This is a genomic window from Streptomyces sp. CA-288835, assembly GCF_050936385.1.
Classification (GTDB): domain Bacteria; phylum Actinomycetota; class Actinomycetes; order Streptomycetales; family Streptomycetaceae; genus Streptomyces.
In genome coordinates this window covers 8,506,024-8,531,541 of record NZ_JBNJMW010000001.1, presented here as the reverse complement: position 1 = coordinate 8,531,541, position 25,518 = coordinate 8,506,024, and the positions used below count along the sequence as shown (strand labels likewise).

23 protein-coding genes are annotated in these 25,518 nt (G+C 69.9%); 5 read left to right on the top strand and 18 right to left on the bottom strand.

The genetic code is table 11. The features are described from left to right. Positions 1-100 precede the first annotated feature (100 nt). Positions 101-1,258, bottom strand: coding sequence for a glycerophosphodiester phosphodiesterase (locus ACQEVY_RS38500; protein WP_432954347.1), 1,158 nt, complete (start codon positions 1,256-1,258; stop codon positions 101-103). A 311-nt stretch (positions 1,259-1,569) separates the two neighbouring features. Between ACQEVY_RS38500 and ACQEVY_RS38495 the strand changes: the two genes are divergently transcribed. Beyond that, positions 1,570-2,259, top strand: a complete 690-nt coding sequence (locus ACQEVY_RS38495; RefSeq protein ID WP_432954345.1) for a lysophospholipid acyltransferase family protein — start codon at positions 1,570-1,572, stop codon at positions 2,257-2,259. Positions 2,260-2,433: 174 nt separating this feature from the next. Here ACQEVY_RS38495 and ACQEVY_RS38490 read toward each other — a convergent pair whose 3' ends face one another. From ACQEVY_RS38490 to ACQEVY_RS38435, 12 genes are all read right to left on the bottom strand, one after another. Continuing rightward, positions 2,434-3,690 carry a sensor histidine kinase gene (locus tag ACQEVY_RS38490; protein ID WP_432954344.1) on the bottom strand — a complete coding sequence of 419 codons (1,257 nt, stop codon included), beginning with the start codon at positions 3,688-3,690 and terminating at the stop codon, positions 2,434-2,436. Continuing rightward, on the bottom strand, positions 3,687-4,394 hold the full coding sequence (locus ACQEVY_RS38485; RefSeq protein ID WP_432954342.1) for a response regulator transcription factor: 708 nt from the start codon (positions 4,392-4,394) through the stop codon (positions 3,687-3,689). The genes ACQEVY_RS38490 and ACQEVY_RS38485 overlap by 4 nt, the downstream gene beginning before the upstream one ends. A gap of 19 nt (positions 4,395-4,413) precedes the next feature. Further along, on the bottom strand, positions 4,414-5,565 hold the full coding sequence (locus ACQEVY_RS38480) for a S1C family serine protease (protein ID WP_432954341.1): 1,152 nt from the start codon (positions 5,563-5,565) through the stop codon (positions 4,414-4,416). A 521-nt stretch (positions 5,566-6,086) separates the two neighbouring features. Further along, the gene (locus ACQEVY_RS38475) at positions 6,087-7,160 is read right to left on the bottom strand and encodes a VWA domain-containing protein (RefSeq protein WP_432954339.1); all 1,074 of its coding nucleotides are present in this window, start codon (positions 7,158-7,160) and stop codon (positions 6,087-6,089) included. After that, positions 7,117-8,040: a DUF58 domain-containing protein gene (locus ACQEVY_RS38470; protein WP_432954337.1), complete on the bottom strand. Its 924-nt coding sequence runs from the start codon at positions 8,038-8,040 to the stop codon at positions 7,117-7,119. Before ACQEVY_RS38470 ends, ACQEVY_RS38475 begins: the two co-directional genes overlap by 44 nt. Next, on the bottom strand, positions 8,037-9,104 hold the full coding sequence (locus ACQEVY_RS38465; RefSeq protein WP_432954336.1) for an AAA family ATPase: 1,068 nt from the start codon (positions 9,102-9,104) through the stop codon (positions 8,037-8,039). Before ACQEVY_RS38465 ends, ACQEVY_RS38470 begins: the two co-directional genes overlap by 4 nt. A 49-nt stretch (positions 9,105-9,153) precedes the next feature. After that, positions 9,154-9,405, bottom strand: coding sequence for a hypothetical protein (locus ACQEVY_RS38460; protein ID WP_328772852.1), 252 nt, complete (start codon positions 9,403-9,405; stop codon positions 9,154-9,156). 132 nt (positions 9,406-9,537) lie between these two features. After that, entirely contained in the window at positions 9,538-11,076 is a 1,539-nt protein-coding gene (locus ACQEVY_RS38455; protein WP_432954334.1) for an MFS transporter, read from the bottom strand. Further along, entirely contained in the window at positions 11,073-11,621 is a 549-nt protein-coding gene (locus ACQEVY_RS38450) for a TetR/AcrR family transcriptional regulator (RefSeq protein ID WP_432954332.1), read from the bottom strand. The genes ACQEVY_RS38455 and ACQEVY_RS38450 overlap by 4 nt, the downstream gene beginning before the upstream one ends. Before the next feature lie 91 nt (positions 11,622-11,712). Further along, positions 11,713-12,684: an aldo/keto reductase gene (locus ACQEVY_RS38445; protein ID WP_432954330.1), complete on the bottom strand. Its 972-nt coding sequence runs from the start codon at positions 12,682-12,684 to the stop codon at positions 11,713-11,715. A gap of 225 nt (positions 12,685-12,909) precedes the next feature. Next, positions 12,910-14,343 (bottom strand): argininosuccinate lyase, encoded by a 1,434-nt coding sequence (argH, locus tag ACQEVY_RS38440; protein ID WP_432954329.1) that lies wholly within the window; start codon positions 14,341-14,343, stop codon positions 12,910-12,912. A 90-nt stretch (positions 14,344-14,433) separates the two neighbouring features. Next, a complete protein-coding gene (locus tag ACQEVY_RS38435) occupies positions 14,434-15,627 on the bottom strand; it encodes an argininosuccinate synthase (protein WP_432954328.1) in 1,194 nt (397 codons plus the stop codon). A gap of 251 nt (positions 15,628-15,878) precedes the next feature. Between ACQEVY_RS38435 and ACQEVY_RS38430 the strand changes: the two genes are divergently transcribed. The 4 genes from ACQEVY_RS38430 (at position 15,879) to ACQEVY_RS38415 (ending at position 20,408) form a co-directional block, all read left to right on the top strand. After that, positions 15,879-16,775: a hypothetical protein gene (locus ACQEVY_RS38430; protein ID WP_432954327.1), complete on the top strand. Its 897-nt coding sequence runs from the start codon at positions 15,879-15,881 to the stop codon at positions 16,773-16,775. Between the two features lie 286 nt (positions 16,776-17,061). After that, a complete protein-coding gene (locus ACQEVY_RS38425) occupies positions 17,062-18,441 on the top strand; it encodes a ferredoxin reductase family protein (RefSeq protein WP_432954325.1) in 1,380 nt (459 codons plus the stop codon). 19 nt (positions 18,442-18,460) lie between these two features. Continuing rightward, a complete protein-coding gene (locus ACQEVY_RS38420; RefSeq protein WP_432954324.1) occupies positions 18,461-19,618 on the top strand; it encodes an FMN-binding protein in 1,158 nt (385 codons plus the stop codon). A 52-nt stretch (positions 19,619-19,670) separates the two neighbouring features. After that, positions 19,671-20,408, top strand: a complete 738-nt coding sequence (locus ACQEVY_RS38415; RefSeq protein ID WP_432955627.1) for an FAD:protein FMN transferase — start codon at positions 19,671-19,673, stop codon at positions 20,406-20,408. A 185-nt stretch (positions 20,409-20,593) separates the two neighbouring features. On the opposite strand, the gene ACQEVY_RS38410 is transcribed toward ACQEVY_RS38415, so the two are convergent. The 5 genes from ACQEVY_RS38410 to argC are packed head-to-tail and all read right to left on the bottom strand — an operon-like array spanning position 20,594 to position 25,448. Continuing rightward, entirely contained in the window at positions 20,594-21,130 is a 537-nt protein-coding gene (locus ACQEVY_RS38410; RefSeq protein ID WP_328772843.1) for an arginine repressor, read from the bottom strand. Between the two features lie 10 nt (positions 21,131-21,140). Then, positions 21,141-22,361 (bottom strand): acetylornithine transaminase, encoded by a 1,221-nt coding sequence (locus tag ACQEVY_RS38405; protein ID WP_432954322.1) that lies wholly within the window; start codon positions 22,359-22,361, stop codon positions 21,141-21,143. Continuing rightward, entirely contained in the window at positions 22,358-23,275 is a 918-nt protein-coding gene (argB, locus tag ACQEVY_RS38400) for an acetylglutamate kinase (protein ID WP_386344682.1), read from the bottom strand. Before argB ends, ACQEVY_RS38405 begins: the two co-directional genes overlap by 4 nt. Continuing rightward, positions 23,272-24,423 (bottom strand): bifunctional glutamate N-acetyltransferase/amino-acid acetyltransferase ArgJ, encoded by a 1,152-nt coding sequence (gene argJ, locus ACQEVY_RS38395; protein WP_432954320.1) that lies wholly within the window; start codon positions 24,421-24,423, stop codon positions 23,272-23,274. Before argJ ends, argB begins: the two co-directional genes overlap by 4 nt. After that, complete coding sequence (gene argC / locus ACQEVY_RS38390) at positions 24,420-25,448, bottom strand: N-acetyl-gamma-glutamyl-phosphate reductase (protein ID WP_432954318.1); 1,029 nt, start codon at positions 25,446-25,448, stop codon at positions 24,420-24,422. Before argC ends, argJ begins: the two co-directional genes overlap by 4 nt. Positions 25,449-25,518: the final 70 nt, after the last annotated feature.

Genomic DNA, 25,518 nt, shown 5'->3' with positions numbered 1-25,518 from the left:
GTCATGCGTCATATGCGGGACGACGAGGTCGCCCCGGGAGAGGTTGCCCGGAGCGACCGTTTATCACTCCAACTGGTGCCTCGTGACTGAGTAGTTGACCTCAGCCGTTGACGAAGTCCTCGCGGGCGAGGAGTCCGGTGTCCGGGTTGTCGGTGAACACGCCGTCGATGCCGGTCTCGAAGTAGACCTTGAAGGCACCGAAGACATCGCCGTAGGCGTTCGGGTCGGTGCCCTTCCTGAAGTCGGCGGGCAGGAAGGTGTTCTCGTTGCGCATCGTGTACGGGTGCAGGATCAGGCCCGCGGCATGCGCGTCCTTGACGAGAGTGGTCGGCTTGGTGAGCTTGCCGCTGGCGTCCTTCGGGATGATCAGGTCGAGCGTGGGGCCGAGGCCCTGCGCGTACGAGGCGATCCACTTCAAGCCCTCGGGCTTGACGAGGTCGGCGACGGTGCGCGGGTCGCCCGCCTGGACGAAGTCCCAGGGGCGGCTGTTCGCGGAGGACAGCAGCACGACGAGCGGGTTGTCGACCAGCTTGTTCAGCCGCTGGATGCTGCTGGGCTCGAAGGACTGCAGGAACACGGGCGAGTTCTTCTTGTGCTTGCCGTACTTGCGCAGCAGCTTGGCGAGCCGCTCCTCCAAGCCGAGGCCCAGGCCGCGGAAGTAGGTGGGGTGCTTGGTCTCGACGTGCAGCCACACCTCCTTGCCGCGCTTACGGCTCTCGCGCTCGGCCCAGCGCAGGACCTCCTCGAAGGTGGGGATGTCCCAGCGGCCGTCGTACAGCGTGTTGTGCGGGCGGTTGCCCGGGATGCGCTCCTTGGCGCGCAGCGTCTTGAGCTCGGCGAGCGTGAAGTCCTCGGTGAACCAGCCCGTGAAGGACACGCCGTCGACGCTCTTCGTCGTCTTGCGGCCGGCGAACTCGGGGCGGTTCGCGACATCGGTGGTGCCGGTGATGTCGTTCTCGTGGCGGCACACGAGGTGGCCGTCCTTGGTGGGGACGAGGTCCTGCTCGATGACGTGCGCGCCCATGTCGAGGGCCAGTTGGTACGCGCCCAGGGTGTGCTCCGGCCGGTAGCCGCTGGCCCCGCGGTGCCCGATGATCGTCGGCACCGGCAGGCTCTTGTAGCCGCCGCCGTGCCGTTCGGCGGCCGCGGCCGTCCCGGGCAGCCCGACGGCCGCTCCGCCCGCGCCCAGCACCGCGGCCCCGAGCAGCGTCCGCCGTCTGGTGCCCTGCCCCTGCGCGTCCGACCCCTGCGTCCCCATGTGCGCTCCTCCGGTTGCTGCCCTGCACCTGCCAAATCCGGACGATCGTAGGTGCCCTTGGGTGACGGATGGGAGACCTGGGACGGAACACACGGATGATGCTCAGTGTCGTATGAGGTGCGGGAGTTGAGGGAACCCGGACTTCATGGATGCGGCATTTGTCACACATCTCGGGCAGGTGTCGAGCGTGCAACAGCGCGCCACCCCAGGTAAACAAGTAGCGACACTGCGTATCCACTGCGTGAACCCGGTGTGCAACACCCCGGGTGCCGCGAGTATCGTCCTCACCTGCAGAGACTCTTCACTCCCCCTTGACACCGGAGGGCTCGTTGTCCCGCTTTGCGTTCATCAAGGCAGTGCTCGGACCGATCATGCGCCTGATGTTCCGCGCACGAGTGGAAGGCGCGGAGAACATCCCCGGCTCCGGACCGGTCATCCTGGCCGGCAACCATCTGACGTTCATCGACTCGATCGTGCTGCCGCTGGTCTGCAACCGGCAGGTCTTCTTCATCGGCAAGGACGAGTACGTCACCGGGAAGGGGCTGAAGGGCCGCCTCATGGCCTGGTTCTTCACCGGCGTCGGCATGATCCCGGTGGACCGGGACGGTGCGAACGGCGGGGTCGCGGCGCTGATGACCGGCCGGCGGGTCCTGGAGGAGGGCCGGATCTTCGGCATCTATCCGGAGGGCACGCGCTCCCCCGACGGGCGTCTGTACCGGGGTCGTACGGGTATCGCGCGGCTGACGCTGATGACCGGGGCGCCGGTCGTTCCGTTCGCGATGATCGGCACGGACAAGTTGCAGCCGGGCGGGGCGGGGATTCCGCGACCTGGCCGCGTGACGGTTCGCTTCGGGGAAGCGATGGAATTCTCGCGGTACGAGGGGATGGATCGGGATCGGTATGTGCTGCGGGCGGTCACCGATTCGGTGATGGCTGAGGTCATGCGGTTGTCGGGGCAGGAGTACGTCGACATGTACGCAACCAAGGCCAAAGCGGCGTAGCCGCTCCGCTGGGTGGGGCGGGGGCGACTAAGCGTCGGGCGCTACAAGGTGTTTGTCGGCTGCGGGGCCGTCGTGGCTGGTCGCGCCCACGCGGCGGAGCCGCAAATTGAAACAGCCCCGCGCCCTAAGAGGCCTGCGGCCTCCTCAAGGGGCGCTCCCCTGAACGTCGCGTAGTCAGGTAGGCCGTTCTTCCGGTGGTCCGCCATCCAACTGCTCTGCGCCCGAGGCTGGGAACCACAGGACGAAGGTTGAGCCCTCTCCCATTCGGGAGAAGAGGCGGACTTGGCCGCCGTGGGATTCCACTATCTGGCGGACTATGGCTAGGCCCAGGCCCGCGTGGCGGTCTCGGGTGCCGCCGTTGCTTTTTGCTCGCCAGAAGCGGTCGAAGACTCGGGCCTGGTCGTCGTCCAAGATGCCGGGGCCCTCGTCCTGTACGGATGTCCAGAGCCAGCCTTCCGAGCGGCCCGCCGAGACCGTGATGCGGGTGCCGGGCGGAGCCAGTCGTACGGCGTTGGAGAGCAAGTTGCCCATCGCCCGGCGTAGCGCGTCGTGGTCGCCGATGACCGTCAGGCCTGTGGCGAGGCTGCGGTGCAGGACGAGACCGCGCTCGGCGGCGAGCGGTGCGAACTCCTCGCAGGCCTCGCCGGCCGCCGCGGCCAGGTCCACGTCGGCGTCGGCGAGTGCGGGTGCGGTGCGGCGGGCCGTGGCCAGCAGGTCCTCGACCAGGCGGGTCATACGGGTGGTCGCGCGGTCCACGCTGCGGGCGGCGGCTCTGCGTTCCGCCTCGTCGGACTCCTCGGTGGTCAGGACCGCGTCCAGGTTGGCGCGGATGATGGCGAGCGGGCTGCGCAGTTCGTGCGAGGCGTCGTCGATGAGCTGGCGCTGGGCCTGGAAGGCCTCGTCGAGCCGGTCGAGCATGGAGTCGATGGTGTCGGCGAGGTCGCGCAGTTCGTCCTTCGGTCCGTCGAGCCGGATGCGCTGCGAGAGGTCGGTGGCCTGGATGTCGGCGGCCGTACGGGAGATGGCCCGTACGGGACGCAGCACGCGACCGGAGAGGATCCAGCCGATGGCGAGGCTGGTGACGCCGAGGCCGCCGAGGACGACGAAGGAGGAGCGGCGGAGGTTGTCCAGGGTCGAGTAGTTGACCGCGGCCTCGACCTCCTTGAGTTTCACGGCGTCGAACTCGCCCATATAGACGCCGTTGATGTACTTCTTCGCCTGGAACGAATTGCTGACGGGATGTGCCTCGCCGCTGCGCTCGACCACGAAGTACGTCGCGCCGAGGACGAGGGCGGTGAGGACGAACAGCAGGCCGGAGTAGAGGACGGTGAGGCGGAAGCGGATGGTGTGGGTGAAGGCGGGCAGGTGCAGCCTCGCCCGCGCGAGGCGGAGTGGGGCGGTCAGCCGGCCCCGGCGGTGGTGGCCGGTCATCCCGCGTCCTCTCTGAGCCCGTCGTCCTCCCTGAGCCCGGTGTCCTCCTTGAGGCGGTAGCCCTGCCGGATGACGGTCTCGATGAGGGGCTCCTCGTCTCCGGTGATCTTCCGGCGCAGGGAGCCGACCGTGACCCGCACGGTGTTGGTGAACGGGTCGGCGTTCTCGTCCCAGACGTGTTCGAGCAGTTCCTCGGCCGGTACGACGCGGCCGGGGCGGGTCATCAGGTAGTGCAGGACGCCGAATTCCTTGGGGGTGAGGTGGAGTGGGCGGTCCCCGCGGAAGGCCTCGAAGCGGGCGGTGTCCAGGCGGAGTTCGCCGACCTCGACGACCGAGGTGCCGCCGTCCTCGCGGCGCAGCAGGGCGCGGATACGGGCGAGGAGTTCGGGCAGCGCGAAGGGTTTGACCAGGTAGTCGTCGGCGCCCTCGTCGAGGCCGCGGACGCGGTCGGCGAGCCGGTCGCGGGCGGTGAGCATCAGGATGCGCGGGCCGCCCTGGGTCGCCCGTACCGCGCGGCACACCGAGAACCCGTCGCCGTCCGGCAGATTGAGGTCCAGCAGGACGAGGTCGTAGTCGTTCACGGCCAGCTTCTCCGTGGCCGTGTCGACGTCCGGGGCGACGTCGACGGCGTACCCGGCCCTGACGAGGCCGACCTTGAGGGCGACGACCAGGTCTTCTTCGTCCTCGACCACCAGGAGCCTCATGGTGTTCCACCCCTTGCCGCTAGCTTCCGTCGATGATCGCCTGCGCGGCTTCCCTGGCGTCGGCCACGGGGATCGCGAACCCGATGCCTATGGAACCACCGCGTTGCTGGTCCAACGTCGCGATGGCCGTATTGATGCCGATGACGCGGCCGCGGGCGTCTACGAGGGGTCCGCCGGAGTTTCCCGGGTTGATCGACGCGTCGGTCTGCAGCGCCGGGCGTCGCTCGCCGCCTTCGCCGAGCTGTACGGAGCGGTCGAGGGCGCTGACGATGCCGGAGGTGACGGTTCCGCTCAGGCCGAGCGGGGAGCCGATGGCGAGGACGGTGTCGCCGACGCCGGGCCGGGCGCCGGTGGCCAGATCGGCGGCGCGCAGACCGCGTGCCGTCTCGGGTTCAAGAACGGCCACGTCGTTGGCACGATCATCACCGAGCACGTCTGCACGCAGCCGCCGGCCGTCCTGCAACTCGATCGACACCTCGGAACTGCCCGCCACCACATGCGCGTTGGTGAGAATCCGCCCACGCGCGTCGAACACGAACCCGGAGCCCTGACCGTCGTCAGTCTGGATCGACACCACGCTGGGCAGCACCCGCGCGGCAACGGCTTCGAGCCCGCCGACGTTCTGCGCGGCGGCGGGCGCGTCGGACTCCGCCTCGCCGAAGCCCCCGGCGGCGTACCCCGCGGCGCCGCCCGCAAGCACGGCGGCGAGGACGGCCGCGACGACCGGCCGGGGTTTACGGGGCGCCCGCGGGGCCGGCGGCTGCGGGCCTGCGTACGGCGACGCATACGCCTCCGGCGTCCGGCCCGCCTGCGCCGCCGTCCCGAAGGCCGGCGGCGGCCGCCCCGGCACGAACGCGGGCCCGCGGGGCTCGCCAAGGCCCACGTGCGGTGGCTCGACGGGCCCACTCGAGGACGGGGCTCCGGCCTGGGCGCCCGGCTCCACACCGCCGTCCGACTCGGGCGACGGCGCGACCGGTTCCGCGTCCCCGGCGCCCGCACCATCGAAGGGGCCGCTGCGCGCAGCAGCCAGCCCGGGGTACCGACCATCGGCCTCCGGCCTCGACCAGCCGTCGTCAGCTCCGCCGTCACCGTACGGATGATCGCGACCATCGGCCCCGGCCCCCGGAGGGGCCGCGGGTCCCGGGTGGCCGGTGTATCGGTTCTCGGACACGAAAGCTCCTCCTAGGTCACCGCGGACCCTGTGAGGGCACACGGGCACGGGTCTGTTTCAAGTTGCGGCTCGACCAGCGCCCCTCCGGGCACGGGGCGGCGGCACATATACGGCTCCTCCCCCACCGCGGCGCACGACCAGCGCGCTCCAGGGGCGCGGGGCTGTGACATACGCGGCTCTGCCGCTGGGCGCGACCAGCGGCCCGAAAGGGGCGCGGCGCCGCAACACACGCGGTCTGCCGCAGGGCGCGACCAGCGGCCCTGAAAGGGGCGCGGGGAACTGCGCGACCAGCCACAACACACCCGCAGCCTCGGACGGCCCGTCCGGGGCAGCGCCCGTAAGGGGCGCGGGGAACTGCGCGACCAGCCACAACGAACCCGCAGTGTTGAACTGCCTTCCGGGGCAGGGCCCGAACCCCAAAGGGGCGCGGTCCCGCCACCCATGCGCCCCCGCCGCCTGGGCGCGCCCACCCGCAACGGACCCGCACCACCAAACCGCCCTCCCATCGGAGCGCCCCCGCATCACGGCAACCTCGAGAACCACAGCAAAGAAGTCGCTGCGGCGGCCAAAGCCGCAAGCAGCCCGGCCGCGACGAACCACTGCCAGATCTCGCGCTCCTCCGTGCGATGCCCCACGGAGCTGCCGATGTCCTCGTACACCGCCTGGAGTTCTTCTCCGGTCGCGGCCTCGTGGAAGTCGCCCCCGGTGCTGGAGGCAAGGTCCTCCAGTGCGGGCCCGTCCACAGGGACGGGAATGCTGTCGCCCGAGGGCAGCTCAATGGTGCCCCCTTCCGTGCCGTACGCGATCGTCGAGACGGGAATCCGGTCGCCGGCCGCCTCCTGGGCCGCGTCCTCGATGGAGCGCCCCGTGGTGTTGGAGCCGTCCGACAGCAGCACGATGTGCGCGGGCGGCGGGCGCCGCTCGGCCTCCCGGTCGAGCGTGCGGACGGCGTCGCGCGAGGCGACGACGGCCTCGCCAATCGCCGTGCCCTCACCGGTGGTGAGCCGCTCGATGGCGGTGCGCAGCGCAGCCCGATCGGTGGTCGGCGGCACCGCCACATTCGCGGTGCCGCTGAACGGAACCAGCCCGGCGTTGAAGCGCTCGGGCAACCGGTCGACGAAGGCGAGAGCCGCCCGCTGGGCCGCCTCGAAGCGGGTCGGCTCGACATCCGTGGCCTCCATGGAAGCCGAGACATCGAAGGCGACGACGATCGTGGCCCGTTCACGCGGCACCTGCACCTCGGTGGAGGGCCGCGCGAAGCCGACGATCAGCAGGCAGAGCATCGCGCAGAAGGCAGCCGCGGGGACATGCCGCCGCCAGCCGGGCTGCTTGGGCGCGACCTTGTCCAGCAGATCGAGATTGGTGAACCGGACGGCGTACCGGCCGCGCCGTCGCTGCACCACCAGATACACGGCGATCAGCGCCAGCAACGGCACCAGAAGCAACAGCCAGCCAGGCGAACGCAGACTCATGGCAGCTCCCAGAGGACCGATGCGGACGGCGGCGGTGACGGTGACGGCGACGTGGCGCTCACCTGCGCGGACCGGACGTTCACGCGGCACCGCCTCCAGCCCTGCGCCGCTGGGCCGCGACATGACGTACGACATCCCGCACCCAGTCACGGTCCGTACGCAGCCGCAGATGGGCCGCGCCAGACCGGCGTATGGAGGCCTTGATCAACGCCCGCTGTTCCTGCGCCGCCGCGGCGTACCGCTCGCGCAACCGCCGTGCGTTGGTGGAGATTTCCCGCTTGCGACCCGTCTCGGGGTCGACGACGGTGAGCAACCCGACAGCGGGCAGCTCCATTTCGCGGGGGTCGACCGTCTCGACCGCGAGCAACTGATGCCGGTGGGCGATCGTACGCAGCGGCTGCTCCCAGCCCGTCTCCAGAAAGTCGGAGACGACGGCGACGAGTCCCCGCCCCGGCAGAGTGCGCAGCGCGTACAGGGCGTCGGCGAGGCTCTGCCCGGCGACGGGCGGGCCGGATGCCACACGGGGCCGGTCCAGGGCGGCGCGCAGGACTCTGAGGAGGTGGGCGCGGCCGGTGCGCGGCGGGATCCGCCGGATACCGTCGGGCCCGGTGATCTGGGCGCCGATCCGGTTCCCGGCCCGCTCGGTGAGGAACGCGACGGCCGCGGCGGCACCGACGGCCAGGTCCCGCTTCTCCATCTGAGCCGTGCCGAAGTCCATGCTCGCGGAGGCGTCGAGCACGATCCAGGTGGTCAGTTCGCGGTCGGCGAGGGTGAGCCGGACGTGCGGGACGGTGGTGCGCGCGGTGGCGCTCCAGTCCATCCGCCGTACGTCGTCCCCGATGACGTACGGACGGGTCTCGGACACCTCGCTGCCGGGGCCGGGCACCAGCCCTGTGTGATCGCCCTGGAGGAGGCCGTCGGGACGGCGGGTGAAGAGCAACTCCAGGTGTTTCAGGGCCTGTTCGGGGGTGAGTTCGCGCAGGCTCGGGGTGCTGCCGCTCATGCCACATACTCCTGGGGGTCGGGCCCGAGGTCGTGGCGCGGACTGACCCGTGGCTGCTCCACCGCGGCCAGCACCTCGTCGACGATCTCGGCTCCGGTGACTCCGTCGGCGAGCGCGTCGAAGGACAGCACCAGCCGGTGCGCGATGACCTCGTGAGCCAGATCGTGTACGTCCTCGGGAAGGACGTAGCCCCGGCCGCGCAGCAGAGCGAGCGCGCGGGCGGCGGCGACCAGGCCGAGGGTGGCGCGAGGCCCCGCTCCATGCGCCAGCCGGCCGTCGCGGCCCGCGAGTTCACGGGTCGAGACGATCAGCCGTACCGCGTACTCGGCGATCGCGTGGTGCACGAACACCTCGTCGGCGGCGCGCTGGAGCGCGATGAGCCGCTCCGGGGTGAGAACGGGGCGCGCCCGGGGCGGGTCGACGCTCATCCGGTAGAGGATCGCGAGCTCTTCGGACTCGCTCGGGGCGGCGATCTCCACCTTGAGCAGGAAGCGGTCGCGCTGGGCTTCGGGGAGTTGGTAGACGCCCTCGGACTCGATGGGGTTCTGGGTGGCGAGTACGAGGAACGGCTCGGGGACGGGGATGGTGGTGCCGCCGATGGAGACCTGGTGCTCGCCCATCACTTCGAGAAGTGCGGACTGCACCTTGGCGGGGGCGCGGTTGATCTCGTCGGCGAGGACGAAGTTCGCGACGACGGGGCCGGGTTCGACGGTGAAGGTCTCGCTGGACTGCCGGTAGATCCGGGTGCCGGAGATGTCGGACGGTACGAGGTCCGGGGTGAACTGGAGCCTCGCGAACTTTCCGCCCGCGACCTCGGCCAGCGTCTTCGCGGCGAGCGTCTTGGCGACACCCGGCACACCCTGCAGCAGGCAGTGCCCACGGGCCAGGACCGCGGTGAACATCCGCTCCACCATGCGGTCCTGTCCCACGATCACCCGCTTGACCTCGAAGAGCGCCTCTTCGAGCAGCTTGCCTTCACGGCCCTCAAAGCCCTCGCGGTCAAAGCTCTCGCGACCGTCAAGGCTCGCGCGGCCATGATGGCTCGCGTGGTCCTCACGGCTCACGCGATCCTCATGGCCTCCGGGGGACGGGGATGCGGCGGTCATGGGGCGGTCACAGTGCTTCGGCGGGATCGCCCGTGGACTCGGACGGGCTGCTGCCGCCGGTCCCGTCCTTCTCGGGGCAGTCCTCGCGGTCGTAGAGACTGGTTCCGCTGTTCGACGTGCCTTCCTCGACGACGAACTCGACCTTGTCGCGCTTCGGTTCGTCACCGTCGGCGGCGATGGCGACACCGCCTCCGGCCAGGCCCGCGGCGGCCAGCACGGTGACGGCGACGACAACTGTCTTACGGGTACGACGTGTCATGGTCGGTGGCTCCTTCAGCCGTATGGGACGACATCGGGTACGCGACCAAGACCATCAGGTGAAGGCGAAAGCGAGCTTAAAGGAACCCCTGAGCTGGGGATTTGAGCCGTACGCCGGCACAGCGCCCGGCGGTTACGGGTGCTCCGTCCCGCTCTCCAGCTTCTGCCCGCGCAGCAGGAACCACGCCGCCACCGCCGCGCCGAGCAGCACCACAGCCCCGGCGCCCGCCGCGAGCGTGAGCCCGTCGACGAAGGCCGCGCGGGCGGCGTTCAGCAGCGCCTCCGCGTTCGGCAGACCCGCCGTCGCCTCCACCGCGCCGCCCAGGGACTCGTGTGCCGCGGCGGCCACCTCCGGGGGCGTACCGGCCGGAGCCGTGAAACCCGCGTAGACGCTGGTGACGATGGAGCCGAGCAGCGCGATACCGAGGGCGGCGCCGAGTTCGTACGCCGTCTCGGAGACCGCGGACGCCGCGCCCGCCTGCTCCTTGGGCACACTGGAGAGGATCACGTCGGCGGTCACGGTGAACGAGAAGCCCGCGCCGACGCCCACGACCAGCAGCGCACCGCCGAGCAGCGGGTAGCCGGTGGACTGGCCCAGCAGCGTGAGCGTGGCCAGTGCGAGGCCGACCGCGGCGAGCCCGCCCGCGACGACGGCACGGACCGAGTACCGGCGCGCCACCGTGCCCGCGATCAGACCGGCCGCCACCGCGCCCACCGCGGCGGGCAGTTCGGCGAGACCCGCCATCAACGGCCGCATGCCCTGGACGAGTTGCAGATACTGCGAGAGGAAGAACACCAGCCCGGACAGACCGAGAATGGTCAGCAGATCGGCGAGCACGGCCGCCGAGAAGCCACGGTGGCGGAACAGCCGCATGTCCAACAGCGGTGACTTCAGGGTGAGTTGACGGCGTACGAAGCCGAACAGCGCGACGCCGCCGAGCAGTCCCGCGGCAGCCGCCTGCCCGCTCACCCCGTGCGCGGCGGTCTCCTTGACCCCGTACACGATGCCGACCATGCCGACGAGGGACAGGAAGACGCTGGTCAGGTCCCACGGGCCGGGCTCGGGGTTGCGGGACTCGGGCAGCAGCTTCATGCCGACGAGGACGAGGACCGCCATCACGGGGAGGTTGATAAGGAAGACGGAGCCCCACCAGAAGTGCTCCAGCAGGAAACCGCCGGCGATCGGTCCGATCGCCATGCCCGCGGATGCGGTCGCGCCCCAGATGCCGACGGCGAGACTGCGCTCGCGCGGGTCGTGGAAGAGGTTGCGGATGAGGGCGAGCGTGGCGGGCATCAGGGTCGCACCCGCGACACCGAGCAGCGCCCGCGCCACGATCAGCAACTCAGGAGTGCTCGCATAGGCGTTGAGCACGGACACAAGACCGAACGCGACCGAGCCGATGAGCAGCAGCTTCTTACGGCCGATACGGTCGCCGAGGCTGCCCATCGAGACGAGCAGACCGGCGATCACAAACGAGTAGACGTCACCGATCCACAGCAACTGCGTGCCGGACGGCTTCAGATCCTCACTGATGTACGGAGTGGCGAGCCCCAGCACGGTCGCGTCGACGGCCACGAGCAGCACCGCGAGGACGAGCACGGACAGCGCGAGCCAGCGCCCGGGGCGCTTCTCCACTTCCGTCGCCGCCGTCCACTGCTGCGTGCTGGTCATGGTTCCCTCCGAAGTGCGCCGCCGAGCAACAGCTCGACGATCATGTAGTGGACGTCCTTGGCGGCGACCTTGCCGGTCAGGACGACCCAGACGCCGGACGCGATCAGCCCGAACAGCGCCTCGGTGAGCCAGGCCGGGGTGAGGTCGATACGGAACTCCCCGCTCTCCTGGCCACGGCGGAACAGCGCGGAGATTCGGGCGTCGAGCCGCCCCCAGCCCTCGTTCTGCTGCTCGCCCTCGAAGAGCTGGTTCTCCGTGTAGAGGAAGGAGAGCAGTCCGGCGGCGGGCTCGATCTCGCGCACGAGGCGGCGTACGGCCTCGCTCGCGGGCCCCTCGTCGAGCCGCGCCGCGTCCAGCGCGGCCTCGCACTCCTCGATGCCGAGGGCTTCAAGGGCCCGTACAAGCGCGTCCCGCCCCGCGAACTCGCGGTGCAGAGTGGCCCGGCTGATCCCGGCCGCCTTGGCGACCTCGTCCATGGTGGCCGTGGCCTTGCGGGTGAGCAGCGCTGCGGCGCTGCGGAGTACGTGTGCGCGGTCGACAGCCATGAGACGACCATAACCCATATGAGACGTTCATGTCTCATTCAAGGCGTACGTGGCTCATCCATGCCGGTGCTTCGGTGGGATCGGGTGGTGCTCAGTGCCAGGGAAGCTGCCCGCGCCGTTCCCAGTACGCGTGCGGCTCCTCGGCGAGTGCGGCCAGCTGGGCCACCTGTTCGTCGTCGAGGTCGACCACCGCGGCGTGCAGGTTCGAGACGAGCTGATTGACGGTGGCCGCTCCGGAAAGGACGACGCCGGCCCAGGGCTGGTGCAGGACGAGGGCGAGGGCCACCGCGTCGGGGCCGAGTTCCGCCGACTCGGCGATGGAGCGTACGGGTTCGGGGGCGTGCGGGCCGGCGAGGCGGCCGTTGGCCATGGCCTCCTTGACGAGCACGGTGAGTCCGGCGTCGTGGGCCTCGGCGAGGGCGGGTGCGGCGGAGGTTTCCAGGGCGTTGTAGGTGGCCTGGACGGTACGGAACAGGGGCTCGCCGTCGACTGTCACGGCGAGCGCGGTGCGGATGGCTTCGGCCTGGGCCGGTCCGCTGGTGGAGAAGCCGATCGTGATCCCCTGGGCGGCGGCTTCCGCCAGCTTGGCGTGGAGTTCCTTGTCGGTGAGGGCCGGGCTGTCCGGGGTCACGGAGTGGATCTGGTAGAGGTCGAGGCGATCGCCGAGCAGGGCGGCCGTTTCGGCGCGCTGGCGCTCGTACGTGGCCGCGCTGTGGTTCTTGACCTCGTGTTGCTCGGCGTCCGTGCGCCAGTCTGCGGTGTAGGTGTAGCCCCATTTGCTGCCGATGACTACGTCGTCGATGTGGGGGTGGGTGCGGAGCCAGTCGGCGAGGAACTCCTCGGAGCGGCCGTAGGAGCGGGCTGCGTCGAAGTAGCGGACGCCTTGGGCGTAGGCGGCGTCGAGGAGTTCGTGGGTTCGCTCGCGTAGGGCTTCGACGGTGCGGGCGGCCGGGAGGTCTTCCTCCCGGCCGAGGTTGATGTAGCCGGGGCGGGCTACTGCGGCGAGGCCCAGGCCGATGTGGCAGGTGGGGGTGGTGGCGGTCGCGAGGCGGGCGAAGGGCATCGCGGGCTCCGTTCGGTTGGCTCCGGTACGGGTGCGCGACCAACGTAACCCGTGGGGGTTCGCCACCGGGTTTTCTCGCCCCCGCCGCCCCTACCCGTCCCATCCTGCAGGGGCTGCGCGCCCCTTCGACCCCCGCCTACGAGCTCGGTTTGTATGGTGCGTGGGCGAGTGCGGGTTCGTTGTGGCTTGTCGCGCAGTTCCCCGCGCCCCTATCGGGGCGTTGCCCTACCGCTTCTCCTTTGCCGTTGCCCACTCGTGTTGCTTTGCCACGTCTGCCTTTACCTCCACCAGTTGGGTTGCTACCGCGCTCGGGGCTGTGCCGCCCCTGCCGTTGCGGGAGGACAGGGCTCCGGGGACGTTCAGTACTGTGCGGACTTCGGGGGTCAGGTGGTTGGAGATTTTTGCGAACTGGTCATCCGTCAGTTGGTCGAGTTCCTTGTTTTCGGACTCGGCCACCTTTACGCACTCGCCCGCTACCTCGTGTGCTACTCGGAACGGGACGCCCTGCTTGACCAGCCACTCGGCGATGTCCGTAGCGAGGGAGAAACCGGCGGGGGCCAGTTCCTCCATGCGTTCGCGGTTGATGGTCAGGGTTGCCATCATGCCGGTGAACGCGGGGAGGAGGACCTCGAGTTGGTCGCAGGAGTCGAAGACCGGCTCCTTGTCTTCCTGGAGGTCGCGGTTGTAGGCGAGGGGCAGGGCCTTGAGCGTGGCCAGCAGGCCGGAGAGGTTGCCGATCAGGCGGCCCGACTTGCCGCGGGCCAGCTCCGCGATGTCGGGGTTCTTCTTCTGGGGCATGATCGACGAGCCCGTCGAGAAGGCGTCGTGGAGGGTGACGAAGGAGAACTCCTTCGTGTTCCAGAGGATGATTTCCTCGGCGATCCGGGAGAGGTTCACGCCGATCATCGCGGTGATGAAGGCGAACTCCGCGACGAAGTCGCGGGAGGCCGTCCCGTCGATGGAGTTGCCCGAGCTGCCGTGCTCGAAGCCCAGGTCCTTGGCGACCGCCTCCGGGTCGAGGCCGAGGGAGGAGCCGGCCAGGGCTCCCGAGCCGTACGGCGACACGGCCGTCCGCTCGTCCCACTGGCGCAGGCGCTCGGCGTCCCGGGAGAGGGCCTGGGCGTGGGCCAGTACGTGATGCGCGAACAGCACCGGCTGGGCGTGCTGAAGGTGCGTACGGCCCGGCATGGCGACGTCCGGGTGGGCCTCAGCCAGGCCGATCAGGGCGTCCTGGAGGTCGGCGATCAGGCCGCCGATGATGCGGGCGTGGTCGCGCAGATACATCCGGAAGAGCGTGGCGACCTGGTCGTTGCGCGAGCGGCCCGCGCGCAGCTTGCCGCCGAGGTCCGGGCCGAGCCGCTCCAACAGGCCCCGTTCCAGGGCGGTGTGGACGTCCTCGTCGGCGATGGTGCCGACGAAGGAGCCGTCGGCGACATCGGCTTCGAGCTGGTCGAGCCCGGCGAGCATCCGGGTCAACTCGTCGTCGGTGAGCAGGCCCGCCTTGTGCAGCACGCGCGCGTGGGCGCGTGAACCGGCGATGTCGTACGGCGCGAGCCGCCAGTCGAAGTGGACGGACGCGGACAGCTTCGCCAGGGCCTCGGCGGGACCGTCGGCGAAACGGCCGCCCCAGAGCCGTACGTCACCGCTGTTGCTGCTCACTTGCTCTGCTCCTCGGATGATGGTGAATGTGCGACCGCCTCCCCACCCTTGCAGGTGAGGAGGCGGCTGTCAGGTCTGTACGGGCGAGGCTTACGCCAGGTCCCGCTTCGCCGCGATCTTCGACGACAGGCTGTAGATGTCGATGAAGCCCTTGGCCGCAGACTGGTCGAAGGAGTCGCCCGTGTCATACGTCGCGAGGTTGAAGTCGTACAGCGACGACTCGGAGCGGCGGCCGGTGACGACGGCGCGGCCGCCGTGCAGGGTCATCCGGATGTCGCCGCAGACATGCTGGTTGGCCTCGTTGATGAAGCCGTCCAGGGCGCGCTTGAGCGGGGAGAACCACAGGCCGTCGTAGACCAGCTCGCCCCAGCGCTGCTCGACCTGCCGCTTGTAGCGGGCGAGTTCGCGCTCGACGGTGACGTTCTCCAGCTCCTGGTGGGCCGTGATCAGCGCGATGGCGCCGGGAGCCTCGTACACCTCACGGGACTTGATGCCGACGAGGCGGTCCTCGACCATGTCGATCCGGCCGATGCCCTGGGCGCCGGCGCGCTGGTTGAGCTGCTGGATCGCCTGCAGGACGGTGACGGGCTTGCCGTCGATGGCGACCGGGACGCCCGCCTTGAAGGTGATGACGACCTCGTCGGGCTCACGCGGGAGCGCGGGGTTCTGCGTGTACTCGTAGACGTCCTCGATCGGGGCGTTCCAGATGTCCTCCAGGAAGCCGGTCTCGACGGCGCGTCCGAAGACGTTCTGGTCGATGGAGTACGGCGACTTCTTGGTGGTGGCGATCGGCAGGCCCTTCTCCTCGCAGAAGGCGATCGCCTTGTCCCGGGTCATCGCGTAGTCGCGGACCGGGGCGATGCACTTGAGGTCGGGGGCGAGGGCGACGATGCCGGCCTCGAAGCGGACCTGGTCGTTGCCCTTGCCGGTGCAGCCGTGGGCGACCGTGGTGGCGCCGTGCTTCTGGGCGGCGGCGACGAGGTGCTTGACGATGGTCGGCCGGGAGAGGGCGGAGACCAGCGGGTAGCGGTCCATGTAGAGGGCGTTGGCCTTGATCGCCGGGAGGCAGTACTCCTCGGCGAACTCGTCCCGGGCGTCCGCGACCTCGGCCTCGACGGCACCGCAGGAGAGCGCGCGCTTGCGGATGACGTCCAGGTCCTCGCCGCCCTGGCCGACGTCCACGGCAACGGCGATGACCTCGGCGCCCGTCTCCTCGGCGATCCAGCCGATGGCGACGGAGGTGTCCAGGCCGCCCGAGTAGGCGAGTACGACGCGCTCGGTCACGGGTTTCTCCTCACAGTGCATTCGCTGACATGCATGAGTATGCAGGACTCTGCATGGTTCGTCAATCGCGAGGGTCTGACGGGTGCCGTGCGAGAAGACCGCGAGCAAATCTCAGGTTTCGTTTGAACGGGTGAAACCGCTTTCGCGTATCTCCCGCTGAACGCAGGCGCCGCGTTCGTAAACGACAGCTGGAGTACGCCGCCCGGAACGACCACGGGCGGCCGAACCCCCGACCAGAGCGAGGCTTCCGCATGTCCAGGGCTCTCCCGAAGTACAACAGACGCCGGGTGGCGATGATCGGCGGCGCCGCCGCAGTGGTGTTGTCCGGCGCCGTGATCGCCGGATCGGCCTTGGCCGGCGAGACGTCGAACAACAACGGCGATCAGGCCGCCACGAACGCGTCGCCCGGCACCGTGAACTGTCCGGCCGTGGAGGGCAGCCTCCCCGCCGAGATCCCCGCCTCCGCGCAGGCCGAGGTGGACAGCAACCTCGCCCAGCTCGACAACCAGATCGCCGAGGCCAACAAGCGCATCGTCGACACCGTCGGCCAGGGCGGCCCCAACTTCATCCAGAACGCCATCCTCGGCCCGCTCGAGGACAAGCGCGTCGCCGCCCTGAACCGCATCGAGACCGCGATCGGCCGAGCCGCCGAAAAGCCCGAGGGCCTCGAAGCCCTCGCGACCTGCGAGCTCAACACGGGTGGCGCGGGCGACGAGGCCGAGGAGGAGCCGACCGAGGCGCCCACCGACGCGGCGGGCGGGAACGAAGACGGCGCCGGGGACGCGGCCGGTGACGCCGGTAACGAAGAGGATGCGGGCGGAGCCGAGGACGACGCGGGCAACGCCGGTGCCGCGGGCACCATCAGCTGTCCCGAGGTCGAGTCGAGCCTCCCCGCCGAGATCCCCGCTTCCGCGCAGGCCGAGGTGGACAGCAACCTCGCCCAGCTCGACAACCAGATCGCCGAAGCCAACAAGCGCATCGTCGACACCGTCGGCCAAGGCGGCCCCAACTTCATCCAGAACGCCATCCTCGGCCCGCTCGAGGACAAGCGCGTAGCGGCCCTGAACCGCATCGAGACGGCGATCGGCCGAGCCGCCGAGAAGCCCGAGGGCCTCGAAGCCCTCGCGACCTGCGAGCTCAACCAGTAAGTCCTGTGATTAACGACACCGAGTAAGCCCTCCGTGGCTGCCCCGAGCGCTGGGCCGGGGCGGCCACGGAGCCCGTCTGCCCCCTTAGGGAGCCCATCCCTTGGGGGCTCCTTCGCGTTGAGGGGCCGTCGCCCTCCCCCGAGCCCGAGCGTCTGAAGTCGCCGTGGGTTACCGCGGGTCGCAGCAGTTCACCCCTTGCTCCCTGGTCGATTGAACAAGCTGGCGTCCCGCGACGTACCACTGGGCCAAGGGCCACTCCCCCTCTCGCCAGTCCCACGGAGGAACCGTGAGTACGATCGCCGGCGGTCGCGCTGCGCGGCGCCAGACGTTGCGCCGCATCCGCCCTCGCCGCAATCCCGCAGTCCCGCTCCTGCTCGCTGTCTGGGCGGGTGCGGTGGGGGTGGTCTGGCTGTGGTGGAGCAACACTCCGGCCATCGCCAACAACACGGACCGGATTCTCGGCGCCGGCCGGATCACCGGTCTGCTGGCCGGCTATCTGATGGCCCTCGTGGTGTTGCAGATGGCCCGGGTGCCCGCGCTGGAGCGCCGCGTCGGCTCGGACCGCGTCGCCCGCTGGCACGCGATGAGCGGGCGTTACACGCTCTGCCTGGTCCTCGCCCATCTCATCCTGACCATGTACGGCTACGCGCTGCAGGCCGGCCTCGGGTTCTCCGGGATCGTCCAGCAGACCATCGACTCGGTGAACACGCTGCCGGACATGGGCAAGGCCGCGATCGGCACGAGTCTGCTGCTGTTCATCGGCCTGATCTCCATCGGTGGCATCCGGCGCAGGATCCCGTACGACACCTGGTACCACATCCATCTGCTGACGTACGCGGCCGTGTACCTGTCCTTCTGGCACCAGCTGTCCACGGGTAACGACTTCGCCGTCCAGCCCGCAGCGACCACGGCCTGGTACGCGCTGTACGGGGCCGTGACCGCACTGGCGATCTGGTACCGGGTGCTCGTGCCGATCCGGCTGAACCTGCGGCACCGTATGCGGGTCGCGGACGTCGTCGAGGAAGCACCCGGAGTCGTCTCGGTGCTGATCTCGGGGCGCCGGCTCCACCGCATCGGCGCCGAGGCCGGGCAGTTCTTCCGGTGGCGGTTCATGGCGCCCGGCATGCGCTTCAGCTCGCACCCGTACTCGCTGTCGGCGGCGCCCCGCCCCAACATGCTGCGTATCACGGTGAAGGCGATCGGCGACCACACCTCCAGGCTGCGCGAGCTGGAGCCCGGTACCCGCGTATGGGCCGAGGGCCCGTACGGCGCGATGACCGCCTCCCGGCGCCGGAGCGGCAAGGTGCTGCTGATCGCGGGCGGTGTCGGCATCACCCCGATGCGGGCCCTGTTCGAGACGCTGCCCGGCTCGCCCGGCGATCTGACGCTGCTCTACCGGGCCAACAGCACCCAGGACCTGGCCCTGTGGGACGAGCTGGCCGCCATCGCCGACGAGCGCGGCGCCCGGCTCATGTACGCGGTCAACAGCCCGGACGGTGAGCGACCCGACATCTCGGCGGAGACCCTCCGCAGAAAGCTGCCGGACGTCGACAGCCATGACGTTTTCCTGTGCGGGCCGCCCGGTTTCGCACAGCAGGTCTACGAAGCACTCCGCGGCGCGGGCGTACCGGCCCGCCGCATCCATCACGAGTCGTTCGAGATGTGAGCGACGGGAGTCAGGAGCGATGAAGAAGAGTCACCCCATTCGGCGTGCCATGCTCGCCACCGCGGCCACCGTGTCCGGGATCGTCCTTGTCCTCTCGCTGAAGCCGGCGTCGGACCCGTCGTCGGACGCAGCCGCGCCGGGCGGCGGAGCGTCGCCACAGGGCGGCGCTCAGCAGTCGGCCGTCCAGGACGGCACGGTCACCGGAGCCGCCTCCAAGACGGAGTACGGCCCGGTCCAGGTCCGCGTCACCATGAGCGGCGGCAAGATCACCAAGGCCGAGGCCATTCAGAAGCCGCAAGGCGGACGCAGCGACCAGATCAGTGCCGACTCGATCCCCAAGCTGAACCAGGCCGCGGTCACCGCCGGCAGCGCCGACATCGATGCCGTATCCGGTGCCACCTACACCAGCGCCGGCTACAAGAAGTCCCTCCAGTCCGCTCTCGACAAGGCGTCCCAGTCCGGTGGCGGCGGCGGTTCGTCGTCCGGCTCGGCTCAGGCGCAGACGGTCACCGGGGACGCGGTCGACACGCAGTACGGTCCGGTCCAGGTGCGCGTCACCATGGCCGGCGGCAAGATCACCAAGGCCGAGGCGGTCCAGAAGCCCAAGGGCGGGCGCAGCGACCAGATCAGCGCCAACTCCGTTCCCAAGCTCAACCAGGCGGCCGTCGCCGCGGGCAGCGCCGACATCGACGCGGTCTCCGGCGCCTCTTACACCAGCGCCGGTTACAAGAAGTCCCTCCAGTCGGCCCTCGACAAGGCTCCGCAGTCCGGTGGCGGCGGGGCGGCTGCCGGATCCGGCCAGGCCGGTTCGGGCAGTGGCAGTGGCAGCGGCAGCGGGAGTGGCGGGTCCGCAGATTCCGGCAATGACGGTGGCGGCGGTGGGTCCGCCGATGTGGCGCCCGACGCCCGTGTACTGACCGGCGCCGTCGCCAAGACCCAGTACGGCCCCGTACAGGTCCGTATCACCTACAGCGGCGGCAAGATCACCAAGGCCGAGGCCGTTCAGAAGCCGCAGGGCGGACGCAGCGACCAGGTCAGCGCCAACTCGATCCCGAAGCTCAACCAGGCCGCCGTCGCCGAAGGCAGCGCCGACATCGACGCCGTCTCCGGCGCCAGCTACACCAGCGCCGGCTACAAGAAGTCCCTCCAGAACGCCCTGGACCAGGTCGGTGGCTGAGGTGGCGGATCCCGCGCAGGCGCCCCCCGCGGTGCGTCACGCGGAGGAGGTGATGGGCACGGTCGTCTCGTTCGACGTACGCGGGGGCGAAGCGGCGGCCGTGCAGACCGCGTTGGAGGAGGCAATCGCCCAACTCCACGTGGTGGACACCGTGTTCAGCACGTACAAGGAGAACAGTCAGATCTCCCGGCTCGGCCGAGAGGAGCTGACGGTCGAGGAGTGCGACCCGGAGGTCGCCGAGGTCCTCGAACTGTGCGCCGAGGCCGAGCGGTTGAGCGACGGCTGGTTCAGCACGAAGTACGGGGGTGTCGTCGACCCGACCGGTCTGGTGAAGGGCTGGTCGGTCGAGCGCGCGGCCCGGCATCTGATGGCCGCCGGGGTGAGCGGCGTCAGCGTGAACGGCGGCGGCGACGTGCAGTTGCTCGGCACGCCGGGGCCCGAGCGGCCCTGGCGGGTCGGCGTCTCGGACCCGCTGCGTCCGGGCTCGCTCGCGGCGGTCGTCTCAGCGGCCGGCGCCGACGAACTGGCGGTCGCCACCTCGGGCTCGGCCGAGCGAGGCGTACATATCGTGGACCCGGGCACCGGCCGGTCCGCGGTCACGGACCTGGTGGCCGTGACGGTGGTGTGCCCCCGGCTGACCTGGGCGGACGCCTGGGCTACGGCGGCTTTCGCGATGGGTTCCCGCCAGGCTCTCGACTGGCTGGAGTCCTTGCCGGACGTCGAGGCGCTGCTGATCACGGCGGGCGACGAGGTCCGCTGCACGGATGGGCTGGCTCGACGACTCGGGTGACTGAAGCGCCCCTTCAGCAGGGGCGCGGGGCTGTTTCACTGTGCGGCTCCGCCGCGATGGGGGTCCCCCCGCTCGAGCGCAGCCGAGAGTGGGGGAGCGACCAGCAACAACCGGTCGGCGGCCAAGACGCAATCACTTGGGAGTGGGCGCAGCCCAACGAAGGGCGCGCCCCACTCCCGTACGCCTCAGTGGTTGTTCTGAGCCAGCCGCAGCAGGTGATCCGCCAGCGCCTGCCCACCCGTCGGATCCCGGCTGATCAGCAGCAACGTATCGTCACCCGCGATCGTGCCGAGAATGTCGTGCAGCTCCGCCTGGTCGATGGCCGAGGCGAGGAACTGCGCGGCGCCCGGCGGCGTACGCAGGACCACGAGATTCGCAGAAGCCTCCGCAGAGATCAGCAGCTCCGCGGACAGCCGCCGCATCCGCTCCTCCTTCGCCGACTCCCCCAGCGGCGCGCGCGGAGTGCGGAAGCCGCCCTCGCTCGGTACCGCGTAGATCAGGTCGCCGTCGTTGTTGCGGATCTTCACCGCGTTCAGCTCGTCGAGGTCCCGGGAGAGCGTCGCCTGTGTGACGGTCAGCCCGTCGTCGGCGAGGAGCTTCGCCAATTGGCTCTGGGAGCGCACCGGTTGCCGGTTGAGGATGTCCACGATCCGGCGGTGGCGTGCGGTGCGGGTCTGCGGCACGGCAGGCCCGGCGTGCTCGTGATCCTGCGCCTGAGTCATCGTCGTCGTCTCATTCTTTGGCTCGTCCGTCCCCGTTGGCTGCAGCGGCCGCGTCGGCCGCTGCGTCGAGGACGCCGGGCAGTGCCCGGAGAAAGACCTCCACCTCGTCGTCGCCGATGTTCAGCGGCGGCATCAGCCGTACGACATCGGGGGCGGGCGCGTTCACCAGTAGGCCGGCGTCCTGAGCCGCCTGCTGCACCTGGGGCGCGAGCGGCTCGGTGAGCACGATACCCAGGAGCAGGCCCGAGCCACGGACATAGTCGATCATTGGGTGGCCCAGTGCCTCCACCCCGCCGCGCAGCTTCTCGCTCGTCCGCTTCACGTTCTCCAGCAGACCCTCGGCCTCGATGGTGTCGAGAACGGCGAGCCCCGCGGCGCAGGCGACCGGGTTCCCGCCGAAGGTCGTGCCGTGGTGACCGGGCTTCAGCAGCTGGGCGGCGCGGCCGAAAGCGACGGTCGCGCCGAGCGGCAGCCCGCCGCCGAGTCCCTTGGCGAGGGTGACGATGTCGGGCAGGACGCCCTCGTGGGCCTGGTACTCGAACCAGTGCCCGGTCCGTCCGACGCCCGTCTGCACCTCGTCGAGGACGAGGAGGGTGCCGGTGGCGGCGGTGATGGCGCGAACCGCCTTGAGGTAACCGGGGGGCGGTACGACCACGCCGTTCTCGCCCTGGACCGGCTCGACGATCACCAGCGCCGTGTCCTCGGTGACCGCGGCGGCCAGCGCCTTCGCGTCGCCGTACGGGACATGCGTGACGTCGCCCGGCAGCGGCAGGAACGGCTCCTGCTTGCCCGGCTGACCGGTGAGGGCGAGGGCGCCCATGGTCCGGCCGTGGAAGCCGCCCTGCGTGGCGACCATGTGTGAACGCCCGGTCAACCGCCCGATCTTGAAGGCGCCCTCGTTGGCCTCCGCACCGGAATTACAGAAGTACACGCGGCCGTCACGCCCGAAGAGCTGGAGCAGCCGTTCGGCGAGCGCGACGGGCGGTTCGGCCACGAAGAGGTTGGAGACATGGCCGAGGGAGGCGATCTGCTTGCTGACGGCCTCGACGATCGCGGGATGTGCGTGGCCGAGCGCGTTCACCGCGATCCCGCCGACGAAGTCGAGGTACTCCTTGCCGTCGGCGTCCCAGAGCTTGGTGCCCTCACCGCGGACGAGGGGCAGCCGTGGAGTGCCGTAGTTGTCCATGAGCGCGCCCTGCCAGCGCGTGGTCAGCTCCTCATTGCCCCTCACGCCGCGTCCCCCTTTTTCTTGTCGTCCTCGTCCGGCACGACCATCGTGCCGATGCCCTCGTCGGTGAAGATCTCCAGCAGGATCGAGTGCTGGACACGCCCGTCGATCACGCGGGCGGTGTTCACGCCATTGCGCACGGCGTGCAGACAGCCCTCCATCTTCGGGACCATGCCGCTGGCCAGCTCGGGCAGCAGCTTCTCCAGTTGCTTCGCGGTGAGGCGGCTGATCACCTCGTCGGAGTTCGGCCAGTCCTCGTAGAGGCCCTCGACGTCCGTGAGGACCATGAGGGTTTCGGCGCCAAGTGCCGCAGCGAGTGCCGCAGCCGCCGTATCAGCATTGACGTTGTAGACATGTCCGTCGTCCTGGGAACGGGCGATCGAGGAGATGACCGGGATCCTGCCGTCCTCGAGCAGTGCCTCGATCGCGCCTGTGTCGATTGCGGTGATCTCGCCGACCCGCCCGATGTCGACCAACTCCCCGTCGATCTCGGGCTGGTGCTTGGTGGCGGTGATGGTGTGCGCGTCCTCGCCGGTCATGCCGATGGCGAGCGGCCCGTGCTGGTTGAGCAGCCCGACCAGCTCGCGCTGCACGTGTCCGGCCAGGACCATGCGTACGACGTCCATGGCGTCCTCGGTGGTGACCCTGAGGCCCGCCTTGAACTCGCTGACGATGCCGTGCTGGTCCAGGGCCGCGCTGATCTGCGGCCCGCCGCCGTGCACGACGACGGGCTTGAGGCCGGCGTGGTGCAGGAACACGACGTCCTGCGCGAAGGCGGCCTTCAGGTCTTCGTCGATCATGGCGTTCCCGCCGAACTTGATGACGACGGTCTTGCCGTTGTGCCGCACCAGCCAGGGCAGCGCCTCGATGAGGATCTGCGCCTTGGGCAGGGCGGTGTGCTTGCGAGTAGTGCTCATGACGAATACGCGCTGTTCTCGTGGACGTAGTCCGCGGTGAGGTCGTTGGTCCAGATCGTGGCCGTCTCGCGGCCCGCGGCGAGGTCGGCGACGATGTGCACCTCGCGGTAGCGCATGTCGACCTTGTCGCGGTCCTCGCCGACGCCGCCGTGCTTGCAGACCCATACGCCGTTGATGGCGACGTTCAACTGGTCCGGCTCGAAGGCCGCTCGGGTCGTACCGATCGCGGACAGGACGCGGCCCCAGTTGGGGTCCTCGCCGTGGATCGCGCACTTGAGGAGGTTGTTGCGGGCGATGGAACGGCCCACCTCGACGGCGTCGTCCTCACTCGCCGCGTTGATCACCTCGACCTTGATGTCCTTGCTGGCGCCCTCGGCGTCCCGGATGAGCTGCTGCCCGAGGTCGTCACAGACGGCGCGTACGGCCTCGGCGAACTCGGCGTATTCCGGGGTGACTTGGGAGGCGCCGGAGGCGAGCAGCAGGACGGTGTCGTTGGTGGACATGCAGCCGTCGGAGTCGACGCGGTCGAAGGTGACCTTGGTGGCCGCGCGCAGGGCCTTGTCCAGTGCGTCGCTCTCCACGTCGGCGTCCGTGGTGAGGACGACGAGCATGGTGGCGAGGCCGGGAGCGAGCATGCCCGCGCCCTTGGCCATGCCGCCGACGGTCCAGCCGTCCTTCGTCACGACGGACGTCTTGTGGACGCTGTCGGTGGTCTTGATGGCGATGGCGGCCTTCTCGCCGCCGTGCTCGGTCAGTTGTTGTGCCGCTGCCTCGACTCCTGGCAGCAGCTTGTCCATCGGGAGCAGCAGCCCGATGAGCCCGGTCGACGCGACGGCGATTTCCCCGGCGTTATGACCGAGTACTTCGGCGACCTTCTCGGCGGTGGCGTGCGTGTCCTGGAAGCCCTTGGGTCCCGTACAGGCGTTGGCGCCACCGGAGTTGAGGATCACGGCGGAGACGAGGCCGCCCTTGAGGACCTGCTCGGACCACAGCACGGGTGCGGCCTTCACACGGTTGGAGGTGAAGACGCCCGCGGCGGCCAGACGGGGCCCGTTGTTGACCACGAGGGCCAGGTCAGGGTTGCCGTTCTCTTTGATGCCTGCTGCGATGCCGGAGGCGGTGAAGCCCTTGGCAGCGGTGACGCTCACGGTGCGACTCCGATCGTGGAAAGACCCGTGTCCTCGGGCAGCCCGAGGGCGATGTTCATGCTCTGCACCGCGCCGCCCGCGGTGCCCTTGGTGAGGTTGTCGATGGCGCTGATCGCGATGATGCGGTGCGCGGCGGCGTCGTACGCGACCTGGATCTGAACGGCGTTGGAACCGTAGACGGACGCGGTCGCCGGCCACTGCCCTTCCGGCAGCAGATGTACGAAGGGCTCGTCGCCGTACGCCTTCTCGTACGCGGCGCGCACGGACTCGGCGGTGACGCCGTCCCGGGCCTTGGCGGTGCACGTGGCGAGGATGCCGCGCGGCATCGGGGCGAGGGTCGGCGTGAAGGAGACGGTGACGGGCTCGCCGGCTGCCGCGCCGAGGTTCTGGATCATCTCGGGGGTGTGCCGGTGGACGCCGCCGACGCCGTACGGCGACATGGAGCCCATGACTTCGCTGCCCAGCAGGTGCGGCTTGGGCGACTTGCCGGCGCCTGAGGTCCCGGAGGCGGCGACGATCACGGCTTCGGGTTCGGCGAGCCCGGCCGCGTACGCCGGAACGAGGGCGAGCGAGGCGGCGGTCGGGTAGCAGCCGGGTACCGCGATGCGCTTGGACCCCTCCAACGCGGCGCGGCCACCCGGCAGTTCGGGAAGCCCATAGGGCCAGGTCCCGGCATGCGCGGAACCGTAGAACTTCTCCCAGTCCCCCGCGTCCTTGAGCCGGAAGTCAGCCCCCATGTCCACGACGAGAACATCCGGACCGAGCTGCTCGGCAACGGCGGCGGACTGCCCATGAGGCAGGGCAAGGAAGACGACATCATGCCCGGCGAGGACGTCAGCGCTGGTCTCCTGGAGCACACGATCAGCAAGCGCCAGCAGATGCGGCTGCAGCGCACCGAGCCGCTGCCCCGCGTTGGAGTTGCCGGTCAGAGCACCGATCTCGACCTCGGGGTGTACCAGAAGCAGCCGCAGCAGTTCCCCGCCCGCGTACCCACTCGCTCCGGCCACCGCCGCACGTACCGCCATGGAACCCTCCTCCTAGACGGCATGACTATACGCTTCAATGCACGTTTATGCAATCCAATCGGGTGTGTAC

Coding starts and splice junctions, on each gene's coding strand:
- ACQEVY_RS38500 (WP_432954347.1), bottom strand. CDS start 1,258: ATGGGGACGCAGGGGTCGGACGCGCAGGGGCAGGGCACCAGACGGCGG.
- ACQEVY_RS38490 (WP_432954344.1), bottom strand. CDS start 3,690: ATGACCGGCCACCACCGCCGGGGCCGGCTGACCGCCCCACTCCGCCTC.
- ACQEVY_RS38485 (WP_432954342.1), bottom strand. CDS start 4,394: ATGAGGCTCCTGGTGGTCGAGGACGAAGAAGACCTGGTCGTCGCCCTC.
- ACQEVY_RS38475 (WP_432954339.1), bottom strand. CDS start 7,160: ATGTCGCGGCCCAGCGGCGCAGGGCTGGAGGCGGTGCCGCGTGAACGT.
- ACQEVY_RS38470 (WP_432954337.1), bottom strand. CDS start 8,040: ATGAGCGGCAGCACCCCGAGCCTGCGCGAACTCACCCCCGAACAGGCC.
- ACQEVY_RS38460 (WP_328772852.1), bottom strand. CDS start 9,405: ATGACACGTCGTACCCGTAAGACAGTTGTCGTCGCCGTCACCGTGCTG.
- ACQEVY_RS38455 (WP_432954334.1), bottom strand. CDS start 11,076: ATGACCAGCACGCAGCAGTGGACGGCGGCGACGGAAGTGGAGAAGCGC.
- ACQEVY_RS38450 (WP_432954332.1), bottom strand. CDS start 11,621: ATGGCTGTCGACCGCGCACACGTACTCCGCAGCGCCGCAGCGCTGCTC.
- ACQEVY_RS38445 (WP_432954330.1), bottom strand. CDS start 12,684: ATGCCCTTCGCCCGCCTCGCGACCGCCACCACCCCCACCTGCCACATC.
- ACQEVY_RS38430 (WP_432954327.1), top strand. CDS start 15,879: ATGTCCAGGGCTCTCCCGAAGTACAACAGACGCCGGGTGGCGATGATC.
- ACQEVY_RS38420 (WP_432954324.1), top strand. CDS start 18,461: ATGAAGAAGAGTCACCCCATTCGGCGTGCCATGCTCGCCACCGCGGCC.
- ACQEVY_RS38415 (WP_432955627.1), top strand. CDS start 19,671: ATGGGCACGGTCGTCTCGTTCGACGTACGCGGGGGCGAAGCGGCGGCC.
- ACQEVY_RS38410 (WP_328772843.1), bottom strand. CDS start 21,130: ATGACTCAGGCGCAGGATCACGAGCACGCCGGGCCTGCCGTGCCGCAG.
- argB (WP_386344682.1), bottom strand. CDS start 23,275: ATGAGCACTACTCGCAAGCACACCGCCCTGCCCAAGGCGCAGATCCTC.
- argC (WP_432954318.1), bottom strand. CDS start 25,448: ATGGCGGTACGTGCGGCGGTGGCCGGAGCGAGTGGGTACGCGGGCGGG.